The sequence below is a fragment of the Mesorhizobium sp. M0500 genome, from assembly GCF_040321165.1.
GTDB lineage: Bacteria > Pseudomonadota > Alphaproteobacteria > Rhizobiales > Rhizobiaceae > Mesorhizobium.
Map to the genome: position 1 here is coordinate 74,352 of NZ_JAMYRB010000010.1, position 17,427 is coordinate 91,778.

Annotated in this window: 17 protein-coding genes and 2 pseudogenes; 12 read left to right on the top strand and 7 right to left on the bottom strand. The window is 63.4% G+C overall.

Features of this window, described 5'->3' with window-relative positions; all coding sequences use genetic code 11:
• Positions 1 to 14 precede the first annotated feature (14 nt).
• Together NKI70_RS19305 and NKI70_RS19310 are read right to left on the bottom strand one after the other, a co-directional pair.
• Positions 15 to 1,019 carry a cytochrome d ubiquinol oxidase subunit II gene (locus NKI70_RS19305; protein ID WP_352571564.1) on the bottom strand — a complete coding sequence of 335 codons (1,005 nt, stop codon included), beginning with the start codon at positions 1,017 to 1,019 and terminating at the stop codon, positions 15 to 17.
• Complete coding sequence (locus NKI70_RS19310; RefSeq protein ID WP_352571565.1) at positions 1,016 to 2,389, bottom strand: cytochrome ubiquinol oxidase subunit I; 1,374 nt, start codon at positions 2,387 to 2,389, stop codon at positions 1,016 to 1,018. The genes NKI70_RS19305 and NKI70_RS19310 overlap by 4 nt, the downstream gene beginning before the upstream one ends.
• Before the next feature lie 263 nt (positions 2,390 to 2,652).
• On the opposite strand from NKI70_RS19310, the gene NKI70_RS19315 reads away from it, so the two are divergent.
• The 4 genes from NKI70_RS19315 (at position 2,653) to NKI70_RS19330 (ending at position 5,685) form a co-directional block, all read left to right on the top strand.
• Positions 2,653 to 3,579 carry an ABC transporter ATP-binding protein gene (locus NKI70_RS19315; RefSeq protein WP_352571566.1) on the top strand — a complete coding sequence of 309 codons (927 nt, stop codon included), beginning with the start codon at positions 2,653 to 2,655 and terminating at the stop codon, positions 3,577 to 3,579.
• 14 nt (positions 3,580 to 3,593) lie between these two features.
• Positions 3,594 to 4,355 (top strand): ABC transporter permease, encoded by a 762-nt coding sequence (locus tag NKI70_RS19320; protein WP_352451914.1) that lies wholly within the window; start codon positions 3,594 to 3,596, stop codon positions 4,353 to 4,355.
• 161 nt (positions 4,356 to 4,516) lie between these two features.
• A complete protein-coding gene (locus NKI70_RS19325; RefSeq protein WP_023679020.1) occupies positions 4,517 to 5,008 on the top strand; it encodes a MarR family winged helix-turn-helix transcriptional regulator in 492 nt (163 codons plus the stop codon).
• The gene (locus NKI70_RS19330; protein ID WP_352575304.1) at positions 5,005 to 5,685 is read left to right on the top strand and encodes a GNAT family N-acetyltransferase; all 681 of its coding nucleotides are present in this window, start codon (positions 5,005 to 5,007) and stop codon (positions 5,683 to 5,685) included. The genes NKI70_RS19325 and NKI70_RS19330 overlap by 4 nt, the downstream gene beginning before the upstream one ends.
• A 101-nt stretch (positions 5,686 to 5,786) precedes the next feature.
• Here NKI70_RS19330 and NKI70_RS19335 read toward each other — a convergent pair whose 3' ends face one another.
• The gene (locus NKI70_RS19335) at positions 5,787 to 7,778 is read right to left on the bottom strand and encodes a PhoX family protein (RefSeq protein WP_352724836.1); all 1,992 of its coding nucleotides are present in this window, start codon (positions 7,776 to 7,778) and stop codon (positions 5,787 to 5,789) included.
• Positions 7,779 to 7,979: 201 nt separating this feature from the next.
• Between NKI70_RS19335 and NKI70_RS19340 the strand changes: the two genes are divergently transcribed.
• The 3 genes and pseudogenes from NKI70_RS19340 to NKI70_RS19350 all read left to right on the top strand — a co-directional run.
• A complete protein-coding gene (locus NKI70_RS19340) occupies positions 7,980 to 8,318 on the top strand; it encodes a hypothetical protein (RefSeq protein ID WP_023679017.1) in 339 nt (112 codons plus the stop codon).
• Positions 8,319 to 8,332: 14 nt separating this feature from the next.
• On the top strand, positions 8,333 to 9,034 hold the full coding sequence (locus tag NKI70_RS19345; RefSeq protein ID WP_352571569.1) for a phosphatase PAP2 family protein: 702 nt from the start codon (positions 8,333 to 8,335) through the stop codon (positions 9,032 to 9,034).
• Between the two features lie 259 nt (positions 9,035 to 9,293).
• Positions 9,294 to 9,544: pseudogene (locus NKI70_RS19350) on the top strand (sodium-independent anion transporter); the annotation flags it as partial.
• A 16-nt stretch (positions 9,545 to 9,560) separates the two neighbouring features.
• On the opposite strand, the gene NKI70_RS19355 reads toward NKI70_RS19350, so the two are convergent.
• Complete coding sequence (locus tag NKI70_RS19355) at positions 9,561 to 10,421, bottom strand: SMP-30/gluconolactonase/LRE family protein (protein ID WP_352724838.1); 861 nt, start codon at positions 10,419 to 10,421, stop codon at positions 9,561 to 9,563.
• 115 nt (positions 10,422 to 10,536) lie between these two features.
• Here NKI70_RS19355 and NKI70_RS19360 point away from each other — a divergent pair, with 115 nt between their 5' ends.
• The gene (locus NKI70_RS19360; protein WP_352724840.1) at positions 10,537 to 11,325 is read left to right on the top strand and encodes a helix-turn-helix domain-containing protein; all 789 of its coding nucleotides are present in this window, start codon (positions 10,537 to 10,539) and stop codon (positions 11,323 to 11,325) included.
• Here the strand turns inward: NKI70_RS19360 and NKI70_RS19365 are convergent.
• The 3 genes and pseudogenes from NKI70_RS19365 to NKI70_RS19375 all read right to left on the bottom strand — a co-directional run bounded on the left by NKI70_RS19365 (position 11,322) and on the right by NKI70_RS19375 (position 13,597).
• Positions 11,322 to 12,138: pseudogene (locus tag NKI70_RS19365) on the bottom strand (C40 family peptidase). The gene NKI70_RS19360 and the pseudogene NKI70_RS19365 overlap by 4 nt on opposite strands.
• Positions 12,139 to 12,179: 41 nt before the next feature.
• Positions 12,180 to 13,127 (bottom strand): CHAD domain-containing protein, encoded by a 948-nt coding sequence (locus NKI70_RS19370; RefSeq protein WP_352724841.1) that lies wholly within the window; start codon positions 13,125 to 13,127, stop codon positions 12,180 to 12,182.
• The gene (locus tag NKI70_RS19375; protein WP_352724842.1) at positions 13,124 to 13,597 is read right to left on the bottom strand and encodes a CYTH domain-containing protein; all 474 of its coding nucleotides are present in this window, start codon (positions 13,595 to 13,597) and stop codon (positions 13,124 to 13,126) included. Before NKI70_RS19375 ends, NKI70_RS19370 begins: the two co-directional genes overlap by 4 nt.
• An 88-nt stretch (positions 13,598 to 13,685) precedes the next feature.
• Here NKI70_RS19375 and NKI70_RS19380 point away from each other — a divergent pair, with 88 nt between their 5' ends.
• Genes NKI70_RS19380 through NKI70_RS19395 form a run of 4 tightly spaced genes read left to right on the top strand, consistent with a single transcriptional unit; the run spans position 13,686 to position 17,414 of the window.
• Positions 13,686 to 14,402, top strand: coding sequence for a CerR family C-terminal domain-containing protein (locus NKI70_RS19380; protein WP_352724843.1), 717 nt, complete (start codon positions 13,686 to 13,688; stop codon positions 14,400 to 14,402).
• A complete protein-coding gene (locus NKI70_RS19385; protein ID WP_352724844.1) occupies positions 14,399 to 15,352 on the top strand; it encodes an HlyD family secretion protein in 954 nt (317 codons plus the stop codon). Before NKI70_RS19380 ends, NKI70_RS19385 begins: the two co-directional genes overlap by 4 nt.
• Positions 15,349 to 16,269 (top strand): ABC transporter ATP-binding protein, encoded by a 921-nt coding sequence (locus NKI70_RS19390; protein ID WP_023679007.1) that lies wholly within the window; start codon positions 15,349 to 15,351, stop codon positions 16,267 to 16,269. Before NKI70_RS19385 ends, NKI70_RS19390 begins: the two co-directional genes overlap by 4 nt.
• Positions 16,270 to 16,277: 8 nt before the next feature.
• Positions 16,278 to 17,414 carry an ABC transporter permease gene (locus tag NKI70_RS19395; protein ID WP_023679006.1) on the top strand — a complete coding sequence of 379 codons (1,137 nt, stop codon included), beginning with the start codon at positions 16,278 to 16,280 and terminating at the stop codon, positions 17,412 to 17,414.
• The last annotated feature ends 13 nt before the right edge of the window (positions 17,415 to 17,427 follow it).

The window sequence follows — 17,427 nt, forward strand, 5'->3', positions numbered from 1 at the left end:
GACGGCGATACCGGTCAGTCATAGGTCAGATCCGTCGCCTTGCCGGCGAACACCCGGTAGGCAAAGAACGAATAGAAGATGATGATCGGCAGCACGACGACCGTCCCGACCAGGATGACGGCCAGGCTTTCGGGTGCCGAAGCAGCCTGCCAGATGGTCAGCCGGTCGGGCACCACGAAGGGGTAGAACGACCAGGCGAGGCCGGCAAAGCCGAGCGTGAAGATCGCGGCCAATGTCAGGAACGGGAGCAGCGCGTGGCGGTCGTCGGGCTTCGGCAGATGGAAGGTCTGGCGCCACAGCCACAGGAACAGCACTGCCGACAGGATCGGCAGCGGCGACAAATAGAGCATGGCCGGCCAGACGAACCATTTGTCGAAGATGCGCGCGCTGGCAAAGGGCGTGGCCAGCGATACCGCGACCATGCCGAGCGCGGTCAGCACCAACGCCGTGCGCAGCCACAGCACCGCCTTCTTCTGCAGATCGCCTTCGGTCTTATAGATGACCCAGGCCGCGCCCATCGCCGCGTAGGCCGCGGCAAGGCAGAGCGCCACCAGCGCGCCGAACGCCATGCCGCCAGGGCCGACGTCGAGGCCGAGCACATAGACGCCGAGCATATAACCTTGCGCCAGCGAAGCGATGACCGAGCCGAGGAAGAAGATGCGGTTCCAGCGGTGCTTCCTGCCGGCCGGCACCTTGGCGCGGAAATCGAAGGCGACGCCGCGCAGGATCAAGCCGACCAGCAGCACGAAGACCGGAATGTAGAGCGCCGTCAGAATGGTGCCGTGCGCCAATGGAAAGGCGACCAGCAGCAAGCCCACCGCCAGCACCAGCCAGGTCTCGTTAGCGTCCCAGAACGGGCCGATGGCGGCGATCATCGTATCCTGTTCGGTGTCTTCGGCTGCGGCGAACAGGATGCCGATGCCGAGATCGAAGCCGTCGAGGATGACGTAGATCAGGATAGCGAGGCCCATCAGGCCGGCGAAGATCAGAGGCAGCAGGGTCGGCCAGTCGAAGCTCATGATGTTTCTCCTGGTTGCGCAACCGGCTGCGACAGCGGCCTGTTCATGACGCCCGGTAGCGGCGAGGTGTCACCATCCTTCGCCGCCTTCAATGCCAGATGCACCAACACGCCGAGATAGGCGATCAAGAGCAGCACATAGAGGATGAGATAGACCGCGAGCGACAGCGCGACATGGCTGCCGGCGACCGGCCCGACAGCATCGGCGGTACGCAGCACGCCGGTGACCAGCCAGGGCTGGCGGCCGATCTCGGTGGTGTACCAGCCGGCCAGCGTCGCCAGCCAGCCGGACAGCGCCATCGGCACCATGACAAGCGCCAGCGGCTTGGGCAGGCCGTGGCGGCGCTTGAGGAAGAAGGCCGCCGACCAGGAGACGGCGAGCATCAGGAGGCCGGTGCCGACCATGATGCGAAAGCCCCAGAACACCGGAAATACCGGGGGATGGTTGCCGGCATAATCGTTCAGCCCCGGTACGACGCCGCCGGCGCTGTGCCTGAGGATGAGGCTGGCGCCATCGGGAATGGTGAGCTCGAACCTGTTCTCCTTGGCCGCTTCATCGGGAAGCGCAAACAGCACCAGCGGCACGTTGGGACCGGTGTTCCAGTTGGCCTCCATCGCGGCGATCTTCTGCGGCTGGTGTTCCAGCGTGTTGAGGCCGTGCTGGTCGCCGGCAAAGATCTGGATGGGGATCAGGATCGCGGCGGTGAAGACGCCGGTGCGCAGCGCCTTCCACATCGATTCCGAGCGATCGCCGTAGAGATAGCGCAGCGCCGACAGGCCGGCGACCAGGAACGAGACGGTCAGGCCCGAAGCAAGCAGCATATGGACGAGCCGGTAGGGCATGGACGGATTGAAGACAACGGCCCACCAGTCGGTGGCGTGCGCAACACCATCGCGCATTTCGAAGCCGGCCGGCGTCTGCATCCACGAATTGAGCGCGATGATCCAGAAGGCGGACAAGGTGGTGCCGCCGGCCACCAGCACCGTCGCCAGCGTGTGGACGCGGTTCGAGACACGGCGGAAGCCGAACAGCATGATGCCGAGGAACGCCGCCTCGAGGAAGAAGGCGGTCAAGATTTCGTAGGCCAGCAGCGGGCCGGCAATGTTGCCGACCGTCTCCATATAGCCCGGCCAGTTGGTGCCGAACTGAAAACTCATGGTGACGCCGGAAACCACGCCCATGGCGAAGGACAGCGCGAATACCTTAACCCAGGTGAAATAAGCGCGCATCCAGGCGGAATCGTTTGTCGCGTTGTAGCGGAGCTTGAAGAACAGCAGCACCCAGCCGAGCGCGATGGTGATCGCCGGGAACAGGATGTGGAACGAGATGTTCGCGCCGAACTGTATGCGCGACAGAATGAGCGGGTCCATGGCGGCTCCGGCTGCTGCTTGTTTGTTGAAGGATAGGCTTGATGCACCGGACGGTCAAAGCGGCGTCCCGCCGCGAGGCGGAACGCCGCAGTGCGGTTAATCTGCTTTTGCGTGGAATTTGGCTGGACGACCGGGCAGGTGTTGCCTATTCCGGCGAACCTCGATGGTCCAGAACTGTCAGGAGCGCCATTGACATCCGGATTTGCGAACCGACATTCAGCGGATTAAATCAACAACTCTGTTTCAAGCAGTCGTTTTCAGCCATGCAGCCGATCATCTCGATTTCCGGGGTCACCAAGACCTACGCCACCGGCTTCAAGGCGCTGAAGGAGATCAATCTCGACATCGTGCGCGGCGAGATCTTTGCGCTGCTCGGGCCGAATGGCGCCGGCAAGACAACGCTGATCTCGATCGTCTGCGGCATCGTCAACCGCTCGTCGGGTTCCGTCACCGTCGACGGCCATGACATCAACCGCGACTACCGCGCCGCGCGCAGTCTGATCGGGCTGGTGCCGCAGGAACTGACCATCGACGCCTTCGAGAGCGTGTGGGCGACGGTTAACTACAGCCGCGGCCTGTTCGGCAAGCCGGCGGACAGGGCGTTCGTCGAAAAGGTGCTGCGCGACCTGTCGCTCTGGGACAAGAAGGACGCCAAGGCGATCACGCTGTCCGGCGGCATGAAGCGCCGGCTGATGATTGCCAAGGCGCTGTCGCACGAGCCGCGCATCCTGTTCCTCGACGAACCGACGGCAGGCGTCGATGTCGAACTGCGCCAGGACATGTGGGCGATGGTGCGCCGGCTGCGCGAAGACGGCGTCACCATCATCCTGACCACGCATTACATCGAAGAAGCCGAGGCGATGGCCGACCGCGTCGGCGTCATCAACCGCGGCGAGATCGTGCTGGTGGAGGACAAGGCCGAGCTGATGCGCAAGCTTGGCCGCAAACGGCTTGTGCTGGAACTGCGCAGTCCCCTGGCCACCGTTCCCGATGCTTTTTCGCACTACGCGCTGGAGCTTTCGCCGGATGGCGGACAGCTGACCTATACTTATGACAACCAGAGCGAACGGCCGGGCGTCGCCTCGCTGATCCGCGAGCTCGAGGCGGCCGGCATCCAGTTCCGCGACATCGATACGGAAAACAGCTCGCTCGAGGAGATCTTCGTCAATCTGGTGAGGAAACCGGCATGAACCCGCGCGCGGCCATGAATCTTCATGCGGTATGGGCGATCTATCGGGTGGAGATGGCGCGCGCCCTTCGCACTGTGCTGCAGAGCATCGTTTCGCCGGTCATTTCGACGTCGCTCTATTTCGTCGTCTTCGGTTCGGCCATCGGCTCGCGCATCACCGAGATCGACGGCATCAGCTACGGCGCCTTCATCGTACCGGGGCTGATCATGCTGTCGCTGCTGACGCAATCGATCTCCAACGCCTCCTTCGCCATCTATTTTCCGAAATTCGTCGGCTCGATCTACGAATTGCTGTCCGCGCCGGTGTCCTATCTGGAGATCGTCATCGCCTATGTCGGGGGCGCGGCGACAAAGTCGATCGTGCTTGGCCTGATCATCCTGGCGACGGCCTCGCTGTTCGTGCCGCTGACGATCGAGCATCCGTTCTGGATGCTCGCCTTCCTGGTGCTGACGGCGGTGACCTTCAGCCTGTTCGGCTTTATCATCGGCATCTGGGCGAAGAGCTTCGAGCAGCTGCAGCTGGTGCCGCTGCTGATCATCACGCCGCTGACCTTCCTCGGCGGCAGCTTCTATTCGATCAACATGCTGCCCGGCATCTGGCGCACGGTGACGCTGTTCAACCCGGTGGTCTACCTGGTCAGTGGGTTCCGCTGGAGCTTCTACGGCAAGTCCGACGTTTCGGTCGGCGTCAGCCTCGGCATGACGGTGGTCTTCCTGCTCATCTGCATAGCGATCGTCGCCTGGATCTTCAGGACCGGCTACCGGCTGCGCAACTGATCGAACGGGCCTCGTCCAGGCGAATCAGCCTTATCGATCGACCTTTCCTTGCCGAAGGCGACATACGCCCGATGCCTGGAACCCGCGCTTGAATGCCTCGATCTTGCTTTTCATGCATTGTTATATATCATGTTATCGATGTTCATGGGATGAATTGACCTATGGAAGACGTCATACGATCGCTTGGCTTCCTGTGCCTGGGCAGCAGGCTGAAGCGTATAGGCGAGCAACTGCAAGCGGAGGCGCAGCGCCTGCTCGACAGGCTGGATGTCCCGGTTCAGGCGAGCCAATACCCGCTGCTGGCCGCGCTCGACAGACTGGGTCCGCTGTCGGTCGGGGAACTGGCGCAATCCCTTGGCATCGCGCAGCCAGGCGTAACGCGAAGCGTCTCGCTTCTGGCCGGATTGGGACTGCTCGAGGTCAGTCCGTCGACCGATGACCAGCGGCGCAGGATCGTCTCGCTTACTCGGGACGGCCGGCGGCTGGTCGATGTCGCAAAGCGCGACGTCTGGCCTTGCATCGAGAACGTGGTCGCGGATTTGTGCGCAGGTTTTTCGGGGCCACTTCTTGAGCAGCTGGCTGCCATCGAGGACGGCCTCGCCGCTGCCCCTCTCGACCGTCGTGTAAATAAGCCTGAGGGTGCCGCGCAATGAGACATCTGCTCGACCGCCCTATCTGGAGCGCGCTTCAGACGCGACATCGGGCCTTCGCGGAGGGTGACAACCTCGCCATGCGATATCGGCCGTCGATCGTCCCTTTCGCCGCCACTGGCGCGGACGACCCGGAAAGCCTGCGGGCGCTCGAAAAGCTTGTCTCCCCGGGCGAGAGTGTGATCCTGCTTCAAGCGGACGCGATTGCTCTGCCCACCGGGCTTTCCGCGACTTCGACCGCAGCCGGGGTTCAGATGATCGCCGAGCAGCCATTGCAGATCGTCTCCGACCCGCGCGTGCATCGTCTGACCCGAGACGATGCTGCTGAGATGCTCGCCCTGGCATTGCTCACCAAGCCTGGCCCATTCACGCTCGAAGCCTTGAGCCTGGGCGATTTTTGGGGTGTGAAAATCGAGGGCAGGCTTGCGGCAATGGCCGGCGAGCGCATGAAGCAACCTGGCTATACCGAACTCAGCGGGGTGTGCTCACATCCGGAATTTCGCGGCGGTGGCCTGGGCAAGCTGCTGTCCCTATTCGTGGCAAACCGGATAGTGGCGCGCGGCGAAGTTCCCTATCTCCACGCCTATGCCAGCAACGCCGCGGCCATAGCGTTATACGAGTCCATCGGCTTCAGGTTGCGAAGCACAATGAATGTCGCCGTGGCTCAGCGCAGCGAATGATTAGTCGGCGCCTGATGCGCAGCATGGATGCATCCCGTATCGGAAGGAAGGATTTCGTATGGCCGAAATCCTTCCTTGAGACTGCAAGACCTTGCTGCGTGTCAGACCGCGATCTTGCCGCCGCCTTGCCTGGTGATGGCAACGACCGCCGGGCGCACCGGCATGTCCGGCTTGAAGTCGGGCCAGCGCGTCGACAAATCCTCATAGTAGGACGGACGGCCGAAAGCCTCCCAGTCCTCGCCGCCGTCGCCCGGATGCTGGACGGCAACGAAGGCGGTCTGGTCGTCCGGCGCAAACAGGGGACCGCACATTTCGGCGCCGATCGGCACGCGGAAGAACAGCTTTGATGTCGCCCGTGCCGTCCCCTCCGTATCGACAGCCCACAGACCATCGGTGCGGCCGGTGGCTTTCGGGCCTTGGCCGTCGGTGGCGACCCAGAGGCGACCAGCCGAATCTACCGTGCAATTGTCCGGCATGCCGAACCAGCCATTGGCGGTGGTTGCGGTCGAGAAGGTGGCGCCGACGTCGGTCACAGCGGGATCGCCGCATTTCAGCAGGATTTCCCACCTGCCCTTTGTCGCGGTGAAATCACCGCCGTCCTCGACGATCTCGATGATGTGGCCAAAGGCATTTTCGGCACGCGGATTGGCAGCGTCGACCTGGTCGGCCTCGCGCTTCGAATTGTTGGTCAGCATGACATAGACCTTGCCGTTGGCGGCATTGGGCTGGATGTCTTCCGGGCGGTCCATCTTGGTGGCGCCGAGCAGGTCGGCGGCGCGGCGCGTCTCGATCAGCACGTCGGCCTGGCTGGCAAAGCCGTTCTCCGCCGTCAGCGGCCCTTGGCCGAAGACGATCGGCAGCCATTCGACCGAACCGTCGTCGGCAAACTTGGCGACATGCAAGGTGCCGTCGTCGAGCAAATCCATGTTCGCGGGGCGGTTGTCCGGATTGAACTTGCCTGTGGTGACGAACTTATAGACATAGTCGAAGCGCTCGTCGTCGCCGAGATAGAAGACGACACGGCCATCCTGGGCGACGATCGATTCGGCGCCCTCATGCTTGAAGCGCCCCATCGCGGTGCGCTTCCTCGGCACCGAAGTCGGATCCAGGACGTCGACCTCGACGATCCAGCCGAAGCGGTTCGGCTCGTTAGGCTCCTTGCCGATGTCGAAACGGCCGTAATGCGCTGCCCATTCATAGGCACCTTCGGGAATGCCGAGGCGCTTGTAATTGGCCGCCTCCTTGTGGCCCTGCGGCAGCTCGCCCGAGAAATAGCCGTGGATGTTCTCCTCGGCCATGACATAGGTGCCCCACGGCGTGACGCCGCCGGCGCAATTGTTGATGGTGCCGATGACCTTCGTGCCGGTCGGATCGGCGCTGGTCTTGACGCGGTCGTGGCCGGCGACCGGGCCGGAGAGCGCGATCTCGGTGTTGGAGGTGATGCGGCGGTTGAGCTTGCCGTCGCGAACGACCTGCCATTTGCCTGATACCTTGCGTATCTCGACGATAGTGCCGCCATGCGCGGCCATCTCGACATCCACTTGCTCCTTGCTGAGGGGTGCTTGCTTGGCTTTGCCATCGATGATGGTGACGAGGCCCGGAAACATCAGGTGCGGATTGGTGTATTCGTGATTGACGACCAGCAGGCCGTGCTCGGCCGAGCCGTCGATCGGGATATAACCGACATAGTCGTTGTTGTAGCCGAATTGTCTGGCCTGGGCTTCCGCCGACTGTTTTGTCGGATCGAATTCCGGCGAATCGGCGAACAGCGGATCGCCCCAGCGCAGCAGTACATCGGCGTCATAGCCGGGTGCGATGTGATGCTTGTCGTCGATGCCGGCCTCGAGCTCGTCAAAAGCGAAGGCGGAGCCTTCGGCGGCGCGGGCATTGTCGGCGGTGATCAGCGCCAGCGGGCTGACGGTAGCGGCTATGGCCGAGACGGCAAGCGAGCCCTTGAGGAAGCCGCGGCGCGAGAACCGCGCGGCGATGATCTCACCCATGGTGCGGTTGTCGGTGGGATTGGCTCCTGGCCCATCGTTTTCCTCGAGCAGGCTGGTGCGAAAATGGGCGTCAGGGGAGCGATGTTCGGTCATTGGGCCTGCCTCTGGCTGGATGGATTGCTGGAGCGTGTTGCCTGGCCAATCCGGTATCGCCGGCAGGTCACAGTTTGATGACATGCCGGCTAATTGCCGCCTGCGATTTCGTATCCAACATCGGCCCCGCTTGACCGCGACCGGCGCTTCGGAAACAAGAGCTGCGGCAGGCGCGTAGGGACCGCATCGGGAGGAACAAAAGTGAGTTTCTGGGGACTTGGGCAGCTCTGCGTTTCGACGGTGATCTTCCTGCTGGCGGCGATGGCCGCAAAACAGTGGGGGCTGGCGCCGAGCCTCGGCAAGATTGTGCTGACGTTGGCGCTCTATTCGCTGGGCAATCTGATCATGCTGAGGCTGATCCGTGAATTCGGCATGTCGGTGTCGTTCAGCCTGTCGGCGGTGATCCAGCTGGTGTCGGTGAATGTGGTGGCGCTGGTCTTCTTCGGCGAGCGCGTCAATGCCTTACAGGCAACCGGCATCGTGCTTGCCATCGCAGCTGTGGCGCTGATCACGCTCGGGCCCTATCTGCAAAGGCTGTAACTGCGATCGGGCCGATGAAGAAGATTGCAAGCAGACTGCGCAACTGGCTGGAGTTCCCGGTTCTGCTGGCCGGGCTGGTCATTGCCGGCGGGCTGTGGGGGTTCGAGGAGCTGATGGAGCTGGCGCGGGCCACCACGCCGCATGCCTTCGACACCGAAATCCTGCTTGCCTTCCGCGAGGCCGGGCAGCCCGACAATCCGATCGGACCGGCGTGGCTGGAAGGGGCGATGCGCGATATCACCAGCCTCGGCAGCGCCAGCGTACTGGTGCTGATCACGGCAGCAATGATCGTCTATCTGCTCCTTATCCGCAGGCCAGGCGCGGCGCTTCTCATGTTCGTCGCGGTAGCGGGCGGCCAGCTCCTGTCAAGCGTGCTGAAATTCGATATCGACCGACCGCGCCCTGATCTGGTCTCGCATCTCGCCGATGTGGCATCGCTTTCGTTTCCGAGCGGCCACGCCATGCTGTCGGCGGTGACATATTTGACGCTGGGCAGCATGGCGGCGCGGTTTTTGCCCGGGCGGACAACGAAGATCTATGTACTCGGGCTGGCGGTGCTGACGACGGTGGTGGTCGGCATCAGCCGCATCTATCTCGGCGTCCACTGGCCGTCCGACGTATTGGCCGGCTGGTGCGCCGGCTTTGCCTGGGCGATGCTGTGCTGGCTTGCGGCACGGTTCCTGCAGCGATGGCTTGGGCGGGCCGACGGCACCTGACTCAAATCAGCCTATTGATCAGGCCATGACCGCAGCCTGCCAGCAGGAAAACCATCGACAGCAAGGCTGTCGAGGTCGCCAACGCTTTGAATATCTTCACCCGCTCATCCTTTTGAAGTCGTGCCTGTGCATTCGGGATCGCAGTGGATGTCCCGCCAAACGATGCCGAGGTTTGTAGCATGACTGCGCATCGGCTGGCAAAGAGTGCTGCATGTTTGGAGGCAGACCATCAATCCTTGGTGCAGGAAGACGTCGCCGACCGCGCCAGCGCCGGAACTTCATCCTCGACTGTTCGGCGGTGCCGTTCTTCGATTCGACGGCAGCCAATGTCATCGAGGGTGCGGCCCACAAGGCGAGCCGCGCCGGCGTTCGCTTCATTATATCAGGCGCTTCACCGCAGGAGTACGCCGCATGCTGATCAACCACGGTGTCAAGCGGCCGCTGGTGACTTATGCCGCCTCGATCACGGATGCGCGGGCGCAGCTGAGGAAAGCCGCGCCCGCCGCCTGAGCCGGCAACTGCCGGCTTAGTCGAGGCCCAACGCTGAGACCTCGCCCTCGTTCATCAGCGGCACGAAGATTGTCGACCTGCCGTCGGTGCCGATGTCGGCGCTGCCCGGTTTGAACGTCGCAACCACTTGCGGCGTACCGCCGGCTTTGTAGCGGTAGAGCGTGCCGGTCATATAGGCAGTGGCGTAGATGCTGCCGCCGATGGCAACGACGCCATCGAGGTTGGCAAACTTTTCCGCGCCAGCCAGTGGCGAAACGGCCTTGGTAGCAAGATCGACCGAGAGCAGGCCGCCCGGCTCCGCGGTGCTGAAGTCGGGCTTGATGCCCCTGCCCCACGAAGCGACGATCAGCCGGCCGCCATCGGCGAAGATACCATTCGGCGAAGCAAGCGCCGCATCCCTGACGAACAGTTCGGGCCGGTCGCCGTCGATGCGATAGATCGTATCGGCAAGCATATCCGTGACGTAGATCTTGCCGGACGCGTCGGCGGTCACGTCGTTGAGGAAGACCGCGTTCGGCACGTCGATCGTCGATGTTAGCTTGCCGCTTGCGAGATCGACGACGCGCACATGGGTGAGGTCGGCGACGTAGAGTTTGCCGCCGACAATCGCCATGCCCTTGGGCGCGTCCATGCCGTCGGTCCAGCGTTGCGTGACTAGCTTGCCGTCCATCGACAGGATCGACAGATAGCCGTTGCCGTCGGCTTCGCCGGGATTGCCGACGATGTTCGAGACGATAACGCGCTGGCCGGCGGCGTCGAACAGCGCCGATTCAGGCTGCTCGAGGCCGCCGGTGCGCCAGAGTTCAGCGGCCTGAACTGCCGGCGCGGCCGCGATGCCGACCAAGGCGAGAAGTATCGAGGTGAAGAGGCTCTTCATGGCTAGTCTCCTGTAATGGACTGGCGGAGAGCTAAGCCTTTCGATACTTTTCGGGAAGATCTATCAGGACTAGTACCGAAGGCTGATACCAAATCGTGCAAAAGAGGTGCATCCCATGAACGGCCTGATCTTCGAAGCGCTGAAGCGGACGCTTAAGGCAAAGGGCATCACCTATCGCGTCCTTGCCGAGCGGATGGGTGTTTCCGAGCCTACGGTGAAGCGCATCTTCCACGAGCGCAACTGCAAGCTCGACCGGCTGATGGAGATCTGCATTGCCGCCGGCGTAGAGTTGGAGAACGTGCTCGGCTCTATGAACAGAGGACCAGGACCCGCCAACCAGATCGCGCCGGAGATCGAGCGCAAGCTCGCCGGGCGGCCGGCACTGCTGTTCGTCTTTGTCATGCTTTCCGAGAAATTCACGCCGGAAGGCATCATGCGCTCACAAGGATTGAGCGAGGCTTCGATGTTCCTCTATTTGCGCGACCTCGAGGAACTCGGCCTTATCGCGCTCGGTCGCGGCCTGTCGGCGAGGCTGCTGGTCGAGGCGCCGATCCAGTGGAATTTCGACGGGCCATTGCGGCCGCTGTTCGAGATGACCAACAAGACTTTTATCGGCTGGGCCATTACCCATCTTGAGCGCGAGGCGACGTTCGTCAGCTTCTCCAGGCGGATGCGGCCGGAAACGGCGGAAATGATCAAGCGCGAGGCTGAGGAATTGGCGGAGCGCGCCAAATTGCTTGCCCATCACGATCAGCACACGACGCCCGAAGACGGGCTGGTCGGTTACAAATGGACGTTCGCGTTCGGCGCAACGCCGTTCCCGGTGATCATGCCGATCGGGCCGCATCCGCGCGACGCAGGCGCGCGGACACCCGGCCGGGCCGCCGCAAAGCTACCGGCCTAGCCGCCACCCTGAGCCCTTGTCTCGGCATCGGCAATCCTGGGCTTGTCATCCCAGACCATCTGCCGGTAGTCGAAGCCGTATTCCAGCGTCGGCTTGACGATACGGAAATAGGGCGACAGGTCGAAATCGCGCGGCGTGTAGAGCGAGTGATGGCGGATGTGCAGGATTTCCCTGCGCGAATAGCTCGACTGGGCCGAGGCACGGCCAGGCGCCCGGGTAATCTCCGGCAGGATCGGGTAGCGGATCAGGCCATAGGCCTCGGCATCAGCGACGAGCAGATGGCGCGCGTCGGGTCGCCGGAACCGAAAGCCAGCATGCGGCGGCGCCAGCGCACCGGCACCGGCGGCGTCGGCAAGAAGTAGCGCAGCATGTCGAATATGTTCTTGAGATCGTATCTGAGACCGAGCCTGCCGATCATGAACGCGACGACCGCTTCGCGGTCATCCGGAGCCAGGCCACTCGCACGGCAGATGCGGGTGTTGTAGCTGCGATAGCGCGACAGCGGCACGGCGATGCAGCCATCGCCGAGCGTGACCTCGATCAGGCGCCGCCGCTCCGATCCGTCCTCCGGCTCCGGTAATGCATCGCCGACATAGAAGGCGGCATGCGACCAGGTCGACCGGGTGAGGTATTTGATCGCCGCCGAGATCTTCTGGTTACCTTCGATGAGCAGGATGTCGCCGGGCTCAAGCGTGCGGCGCAGCGTTTCGGCATCCGACGGCGTGTAAGGCTCGTAGCCGGACGATTCCTCCTGCAGCCGGCCTGCAAGCCAGCGGCCAAGTCGGTCAGAAGCGTGTCGCCGGGCTCGGTCATGCCAGACGGCGATTACCACAGGGCGGCAAATTAGACCATGATCAGCCCACGCCAGGCGCGCCGGCGTCTTCGTGCTGCGGTGCCGCTGTGAGATCTTCGCGCACCTTGCGGGCGAGCTTCCTCGTCGAGCGCTTCGGACTGTCGCCGAAAAGCTCGGCCGCCTCGGCGAGGCAGGTCTTTTTCAGGCCCTTTTCCGAGCGCTTCAGCAGCTTGGCAAGCAACCGCGTCTCCTCAGGGGGGCCGAGCGGTTGGTCCTCGGCATCTATAAGCGCGCGCATGACGAACACATCGTGGAGCTCGCCAAGCCGCTCGCCCAATTCGTCGACGGCCTTGCGCCGCGTCTTGATCGGCGTCGGCCACAGCCTGCCAAGCAGCGACAGGTGCATGCCATGCGTCTTGGCCGCCTTGCGCAGATCGTGAAAGTCATCGGCTTGGCCGCGCGAAGCCGCCTTGTCCAGCGCTTTCCTGGCGCGGCGCAAAGTGGTGCGCGCGCCTTCGGCGAGCACGTCGGCAGCCTGCTCCGGCTGGTCGGGCAGAGCGAGCTTGTCGATCCGGGCGACACCTTCCTCGCAAGCGGAAATCGCCGCGCCTATCGCAGCATCGAGGCCTGCTCCGCCATGCAGTTCATGCTGGCGCGCGACGACCCTGTCACGCACGGCACCGAGGCCATCGCCGGCACTTTGCTCGGGAAAGCTTGCCGCCAGCCGGTCGATTGTTTCCACCAGTGCGGTCGCCTCGCGCGGGCCGGCAAGCAGGGCCGCCACCTGGCGGTAGCATTGATTCTCCGTCACGCAGAATGTTTCGTCTCCGGAACGGACAAGGCGCAGCAAGGCGCGGACGTTCTTCAGCCGTTTGCGGCATTTGTGCAGCCCCTGTTCGGGCCTGTCACGCGCGGCGTCCAGATGGACAAGCGCCTTACCGATCTCCTCGGCGAAGATGCGCCTGACCTCTCCGGTCAGCGACATGCGCGGATCGATACGAAAGCTCATGCGACGATCTCCGGAATCCCCCCAAGGGCGAGCGACGCGTTGTAAAATCTCGGCTCGCCGGTGACTTCACGGCCGAGCCAATGTGGCAGCATTTCGTCCTGTACATCATCCGGCGTCTCGAGCTCGGCGATCACCAACCCCGCAAGCATCCCGCCGAAGACATCGACTTCGTAGCGATAGCCGCGGTGTCTAACATGGTGGCGTGTCTTCTCGATGACATGTCCGATGGCAAAGGCCTGCATCTCCTGCGCCTCCGCCAAAGGTATCGGATATTCGAATTCATCGCGCTCGCGTGCCTGGCTGCCGAACTTGAGCGTCAGCTTGGCGGCCGCATCGTTGCTGATGCGCACACGCACCGTGCGGCTGGGTTCGGCGACTAGATAGAATTGACGGATATGAATGTCCGCCTCGACCATTGCCCGCCATTCCTCACCTGAGACCAGGAACTTACGCTCGATTTCCTTGCCCATGGCCAGGCACTAAAGCGCGCACGGCCAGAGTTGGCAAGCCGCTTGACCGCACTTGACTTTAATCATTCGATTGATTAAATTGTTGGCCATGATCAAATCGCCCAGCGCCAGCGGCCTTCCTCATGAGGCGCCCAAGACCGCCGCGGATATGACGCGGACGGCACTCGTGCGCGCGGCGCTGAAGCTGTTCGGACGCCAGGGTTTCGACGGCACGTCAACGCGCCAGATCGCGGCTGAGGCCAAGGCCAATATCGGCTCGATCGCCTATCATTTCGGCGGCAAGGAAGGGCTCCGCAACGCGGCGGCCGACTACATCGTCGACGCCATCCAGACCGTTGCCGGCCAGGCGATCGGCAATCTGCAAGCGCCGGCCGCGACATTGGCGGACGCCGAGGCCGCGCGGGCACATTTGGCCGTCGCACTGGAGCGGATGGTCGCCTTCATCGCGGCAAGGCCGGAAGCCGGCGAGATTGTACAGTTCGTCCTGCGTGAGCTGTCTCATCCAACCGCCGCGCTCGACCGTATCTATGATGGCGTGTTCGAACCGGCGCATCACCGACTCTGCCTGATCTGGGAACAGGCGACGGGCGAGCCGGCCGAGAGCGAGCGCACTAAACTCACCGTATTCACGCTGATCGGCCAGGTCGTCTATTTCCGCATCGGCCGCGAGGCAGTTATGCGCCGGATGGGCTGGCGCGAGATCGGCGACGACGAGGCCGGCAAGATCGCGGCAACAATAACCGACAATCTCAGCGCGATTTTAGCTCGGCGCGATTTGGCTGTCCGGAAGGATCGTGGATCATGAGCCTGCTCTGTTCTTTGCCGCTTGCCGCCCAGCTTTTCAGCGCCTGCGCGCCGGCAGCACCGCTCGCCGTCGGCTACGTCGAGGGCGATTATGTCCTGCTGGCGCCGATCGAGGTGGCGCAGGTCGAGACGATTGCGGTCAAGCGCGGCGACCGCGTCGCGCCCGGCACGCCGGTGGTGACGCTGGAAAACGCCGACGCCAAGATCGCCATCGCACAAGCCGAGGCGGCCCTTGCGCAGGCCCAGGCGCAACTTGCCGACCTACAGGTCGGCAAGCGGCCGGAAGAGATTGCGGTGCTCAAGGCGCAGGTCGACATAGCCAAGGCGCAAGCCGCCGACGCCAAACGCCGTTACATCCGCGCCAGCGATCTGTTCAAACGCGGCACCGGCACACAGGCCGACTACGACACGGCTTCCGCGACGCTGGAGACGGCCAACGCGCAGGTCGGCCAGGCGGAGGCCAATCTCGCGGTCGGCGGCCTGCCGGCACGGCCCGAGACTATCAAGGCCGCCGACAATCAGGTCAGGCAGGCGCAATCGGCGCTGGAGCAAGCGCAATGGCGGCTGTCGAAGCGCGTGCTGACGGCGCCTTCGCCCGGCCGGGTCAACGACGTGATCCGCAATCCCGGCGATACGGCCGGGCCGACGGCACCGGTTATCTCGATACTGCCGGACGGCGCGGTGAAGCTCAGCGTCTATGTGCCGGAAAGCGCGTTCTCCTCGGTCGACGTCGGCACGCTGCTCAACGTCCATTGCGACGGCTGCGGGTCGGGCGTGAAGGCACGCGTCAGCTATGTGTCGCCCGATCCGGAATTCACGCCGCCGGTGATCTACTCGCTCGAGACCCGGCAAAAGCTGGTCTATCTGGTCGAAGCGCGGCCGGAGGGCGACGCCAGCGCCTTGCAGCCCGGGCAGATCGTCGACGTCGATCTGGCGGACATCGGAAAATGAACGTCATCGACGTGCACGGCCTGGTCAAACGCTTTGGCGACAAGACCGTCGTCGATCATGTGACTATGGCTGTGGCCGAGGGCGAGATCGTCGGCTTCCTCGGGCCGAACGGCTCGGGCAAGACGACGACCATCCGCATCATGTGCGGCTTGCTGACGCCGGATGAGGGCGAAGGCACGGTTCTGGGCTTCGACATCCGCACCGACAGCCTGCGGATCAAACGCGAAGTCGGCTACATGACGCAGAGATTCTCGTTCTACGAAGATCTGACGATCGGCGAGAATCTCGAATTCGTGGCTCGGCTGTACCGGCTGAAGCCGCTCGACGAGCACGTGGCTAAGACGCTTGAGGAGCTCGGCCTGACATCGCGCAGGAACCAGTTGGCCGGTACCCTGTCCGGCGGCTGGAAGCAGCGGCTGGCGCTGGCCGCCTGCATCATGCACAAGCCGAAACTGCTGCTGCTCGATGAACCGACGGCGGGCGTCGACCCGAAAGCGCGACGCGAATTCTGGGACGAGATCCACCGGCTGGCGAGCGGCGGCCTGACCGTGCTGGTCTCCACCCATTACATGGATGAGGCCGAGCGCTGCCATCGCATCAGCTACATCTCCTACGGCAAGATGCTGGCCACCGGCACGGTCGAGGACGTGGTGAGGAATGCCGGGCTGACCACCTTCGTCCTGCAAGGGCCGCGGCTCGATCAGGTCGCTGCCGCACTTCATGGCCGCCCCGGCGTCGACCAGGTGGCGCCGTTCGGCGCGACGCTGCATGTCGTCGGCTCCGACAGGACGGCACTTCAGGCAGCGCTCGCCGATGTCGAGAAAGAGCACGAGGGCGTTACGGTGACGCCCGGCGAGACCAGCCTGGAGGATGTGTTCATCCAGTTCATGTCCGGTTCGAAGGACAACATGGGATGAAAAATGGGATAAACAGCATCTTTTCGTTCGCCAGGCTAGGCGCGCTGCTGATCAAGGAGTTCATCCAGATGCGGCGCGACCGCATCACCTTCGCCATGATGCTCGGCGTGCCGTTGATGCAGCTGGTGCTGTTCGGCTATGCCATCAACAACGATCCGAAGAGCCTGCCGGCAGCGCTGGTGGCGATGAGCAGCGATCCTTACACACGAGCCATGGTTTCGGCGCTGCAGACCACCGGCTATTACCGCTTCGACCACGTCGCGCAAAGTGCCGCCGAAGCCGAATTCCTGATGGCGCGCGGCGACGTCGCCTTCGTCGTCACCATTCCCGCCGATTTTGCCCGGCGGGTCGAGCGCGGCGACAGCCCGCAGATTCTGATCGAGGCGGATGCGACCGATCCGGCCGTCGCCAGCGGCGCCATCTCGACGCTCGGCACCGTCGCCAACCAGGCGCTGCTCAGGGCACGCGGCATGCAGGAAACGGCGGCCGAGGCTGCCCGGGGCCAGCTCCAGGTGGTGGTGCACCGGCGCTACAATCCGGAAGCCGTCTCGCAATACAACATCGTGCCCGGCCTGCTCGGCGTCATCCTGCAGATGACGATGGTGATGATGACCTCGATCGCGCTGACGCGCGAGACCGAGCGCGGCACGATGGAGAACCTTCTGGCGATGCCGTCAAGCCCGCTCGAGATCATGCTGGGCAAGGTGCTGCCCTATCTGGCGGTCGGCGCCGTGCAGGTGCTGGTGGTGCTGGCAGCCTCGAAGCTTCTGTTTGCCATCCCCTTCACCGGGTCGATGTCGCTGCTGTTGACGGCGGTCCTGATCTTCGTCTTGGCGCTGGTGCTGCTCGGCTACACGATCTCGACGATCGCCCGCACGCAAATGCAGGCCCTGCAGCTCACTTTCTTCTTCTTCTTGCCGTCGATCATGCTGTCCGGCTTCATGTTCCCCTATCGCGGCATGCCGGACTGGGCGCAGGTCTTTGGCGAGGTGCTGCCGCTGACGCACTTCCTGCGCATCATCCGCGCGGTGATGCTGAAGGGCGCCGAACTGCCGGCGGTGGCAACGGAAATCGGTTGGCTGGTGGTGTTCGTGGCGCTGTTCGCCGGTATTGCGCTGGTGCGGTTCCGCCGGACGCTGGATTAGGGTCGAACTCGAT

What these genes read in the sequence shown, in the direction of transcription:
- NKI70_RS19305 (WP_352571564.1), bottom strand. Translation starts at nt 1,019, where the DNA reads ATGAGCTTCGACTGGCCGACCCTGCTGCCTCTGATCTTCGCCGGCCTG.
- NKI70_RS19310 (WP_352571565.1), bottom strand. Translation starts at nt 2,389, where the DNA reads ATGGACCCGCTCATTCTGTCGCGCATACAGTTCGGCGCGAACATCTCG.
- NKI70_RS19315 (WP_352571566.1), top strand. Translation starts at nt 2,653, where the DNA reads ATGCAGCCGATCATCTCGATTTCCGGGGTCACCAAGACCTACGCCACC.
- NKI70_RS19320 (WP_352451914.1), top strand. Translation starts at nt 3,594, where the DNA reads ATGAATCTTCATGCGGTATGGGCGATCTATCGGGTGGAGATGGCGCGC.
- NKI70_RS19325 (WP_023679020.1), top strand. Translation starts at nt 4,517, where the DNA reads ATGGAAGACGTCATACGATCGCTTGGCTTCCTGTGCCTGGGCAGCAGG.
- NKI70_RS19330 (WP_352575304.1), top strand. Translation starts at nt 5,005, where the DNA reads ATGAGACATCTGCTCGACCGCCCTATCTGGAGCGCGCTTCAGACGCGA.
- NKI70_RS19335 (WP_352724836.1), bottom strand. Translation starts at nt 7,778, where the DNA reads ATGACCGAACATCGCTCCCCTGACGCCCATTTTCGCACCAGCCTGCTC.
- NKI70_RS19345 (WP_352571569.1), top strand. Translation starts at nt 8,333, where the DNA reads ATGAAGAAGATTGCAAGCAGACTGCGCAACTGGCTGGAGTTCCCGGTT.
- NKI70_RS19355 (WP_352724838.1), bottom strand. Translation starts at nt 10,421, where the DNA reads ATGAAGAGCCTCTTCACCTCGATACTTCTCGCCTTGGTCGGCATCGCG.
- NKI70_RS19360 (WP_352724840.1), top strand. Translation starts at nt 10,537, where the DNA reads ATGAACGGCCTGATCTTCGAAGCGCTGAAGCGGACGCTTAAGGCAAAG.
- NKI70_RS19370 (WP_352724841.1), bottom strand. Translation starts at nt 13,127, where the DNA reads ATGAGCTTTCGTATCGATCCGCGCATGTCGCTGACCGGAGAGGTCAGG.
- NKI70_RS19375 (WP_352724842.1), bottom strand. Translation starts at nt 13,597, where the DNA reads ATGGGCAAGGAAATCGAGCGTAAGTTCCTGGTCTCAGGTGAGGAATGG.
- NKI70_RS19380 (WP_352724843.1), top strand. Translation starts at nt 13,686, where the DNA reads ATGATCAAATCGCCCAGCGCCAGCGGCCTTCCTCATGAGGCGCCCAAG.
- NKI70_RS19385 (WP_352724844.1), top strand. Translation starts at nt 14,399, where the DNA reads ATGAGCCTGCTCTGTTCTTTGCCGCTTGCCGCCCAGCTTTTCAGCGCC.
- NKI70_RS19390 (WP_023679007.1), top strand. Translation starts at nt 15,349, where the DNA reads ATGAACGTCATCGACGTGCACGGCCTGGTCAAACGCTTTGGCGACAAG.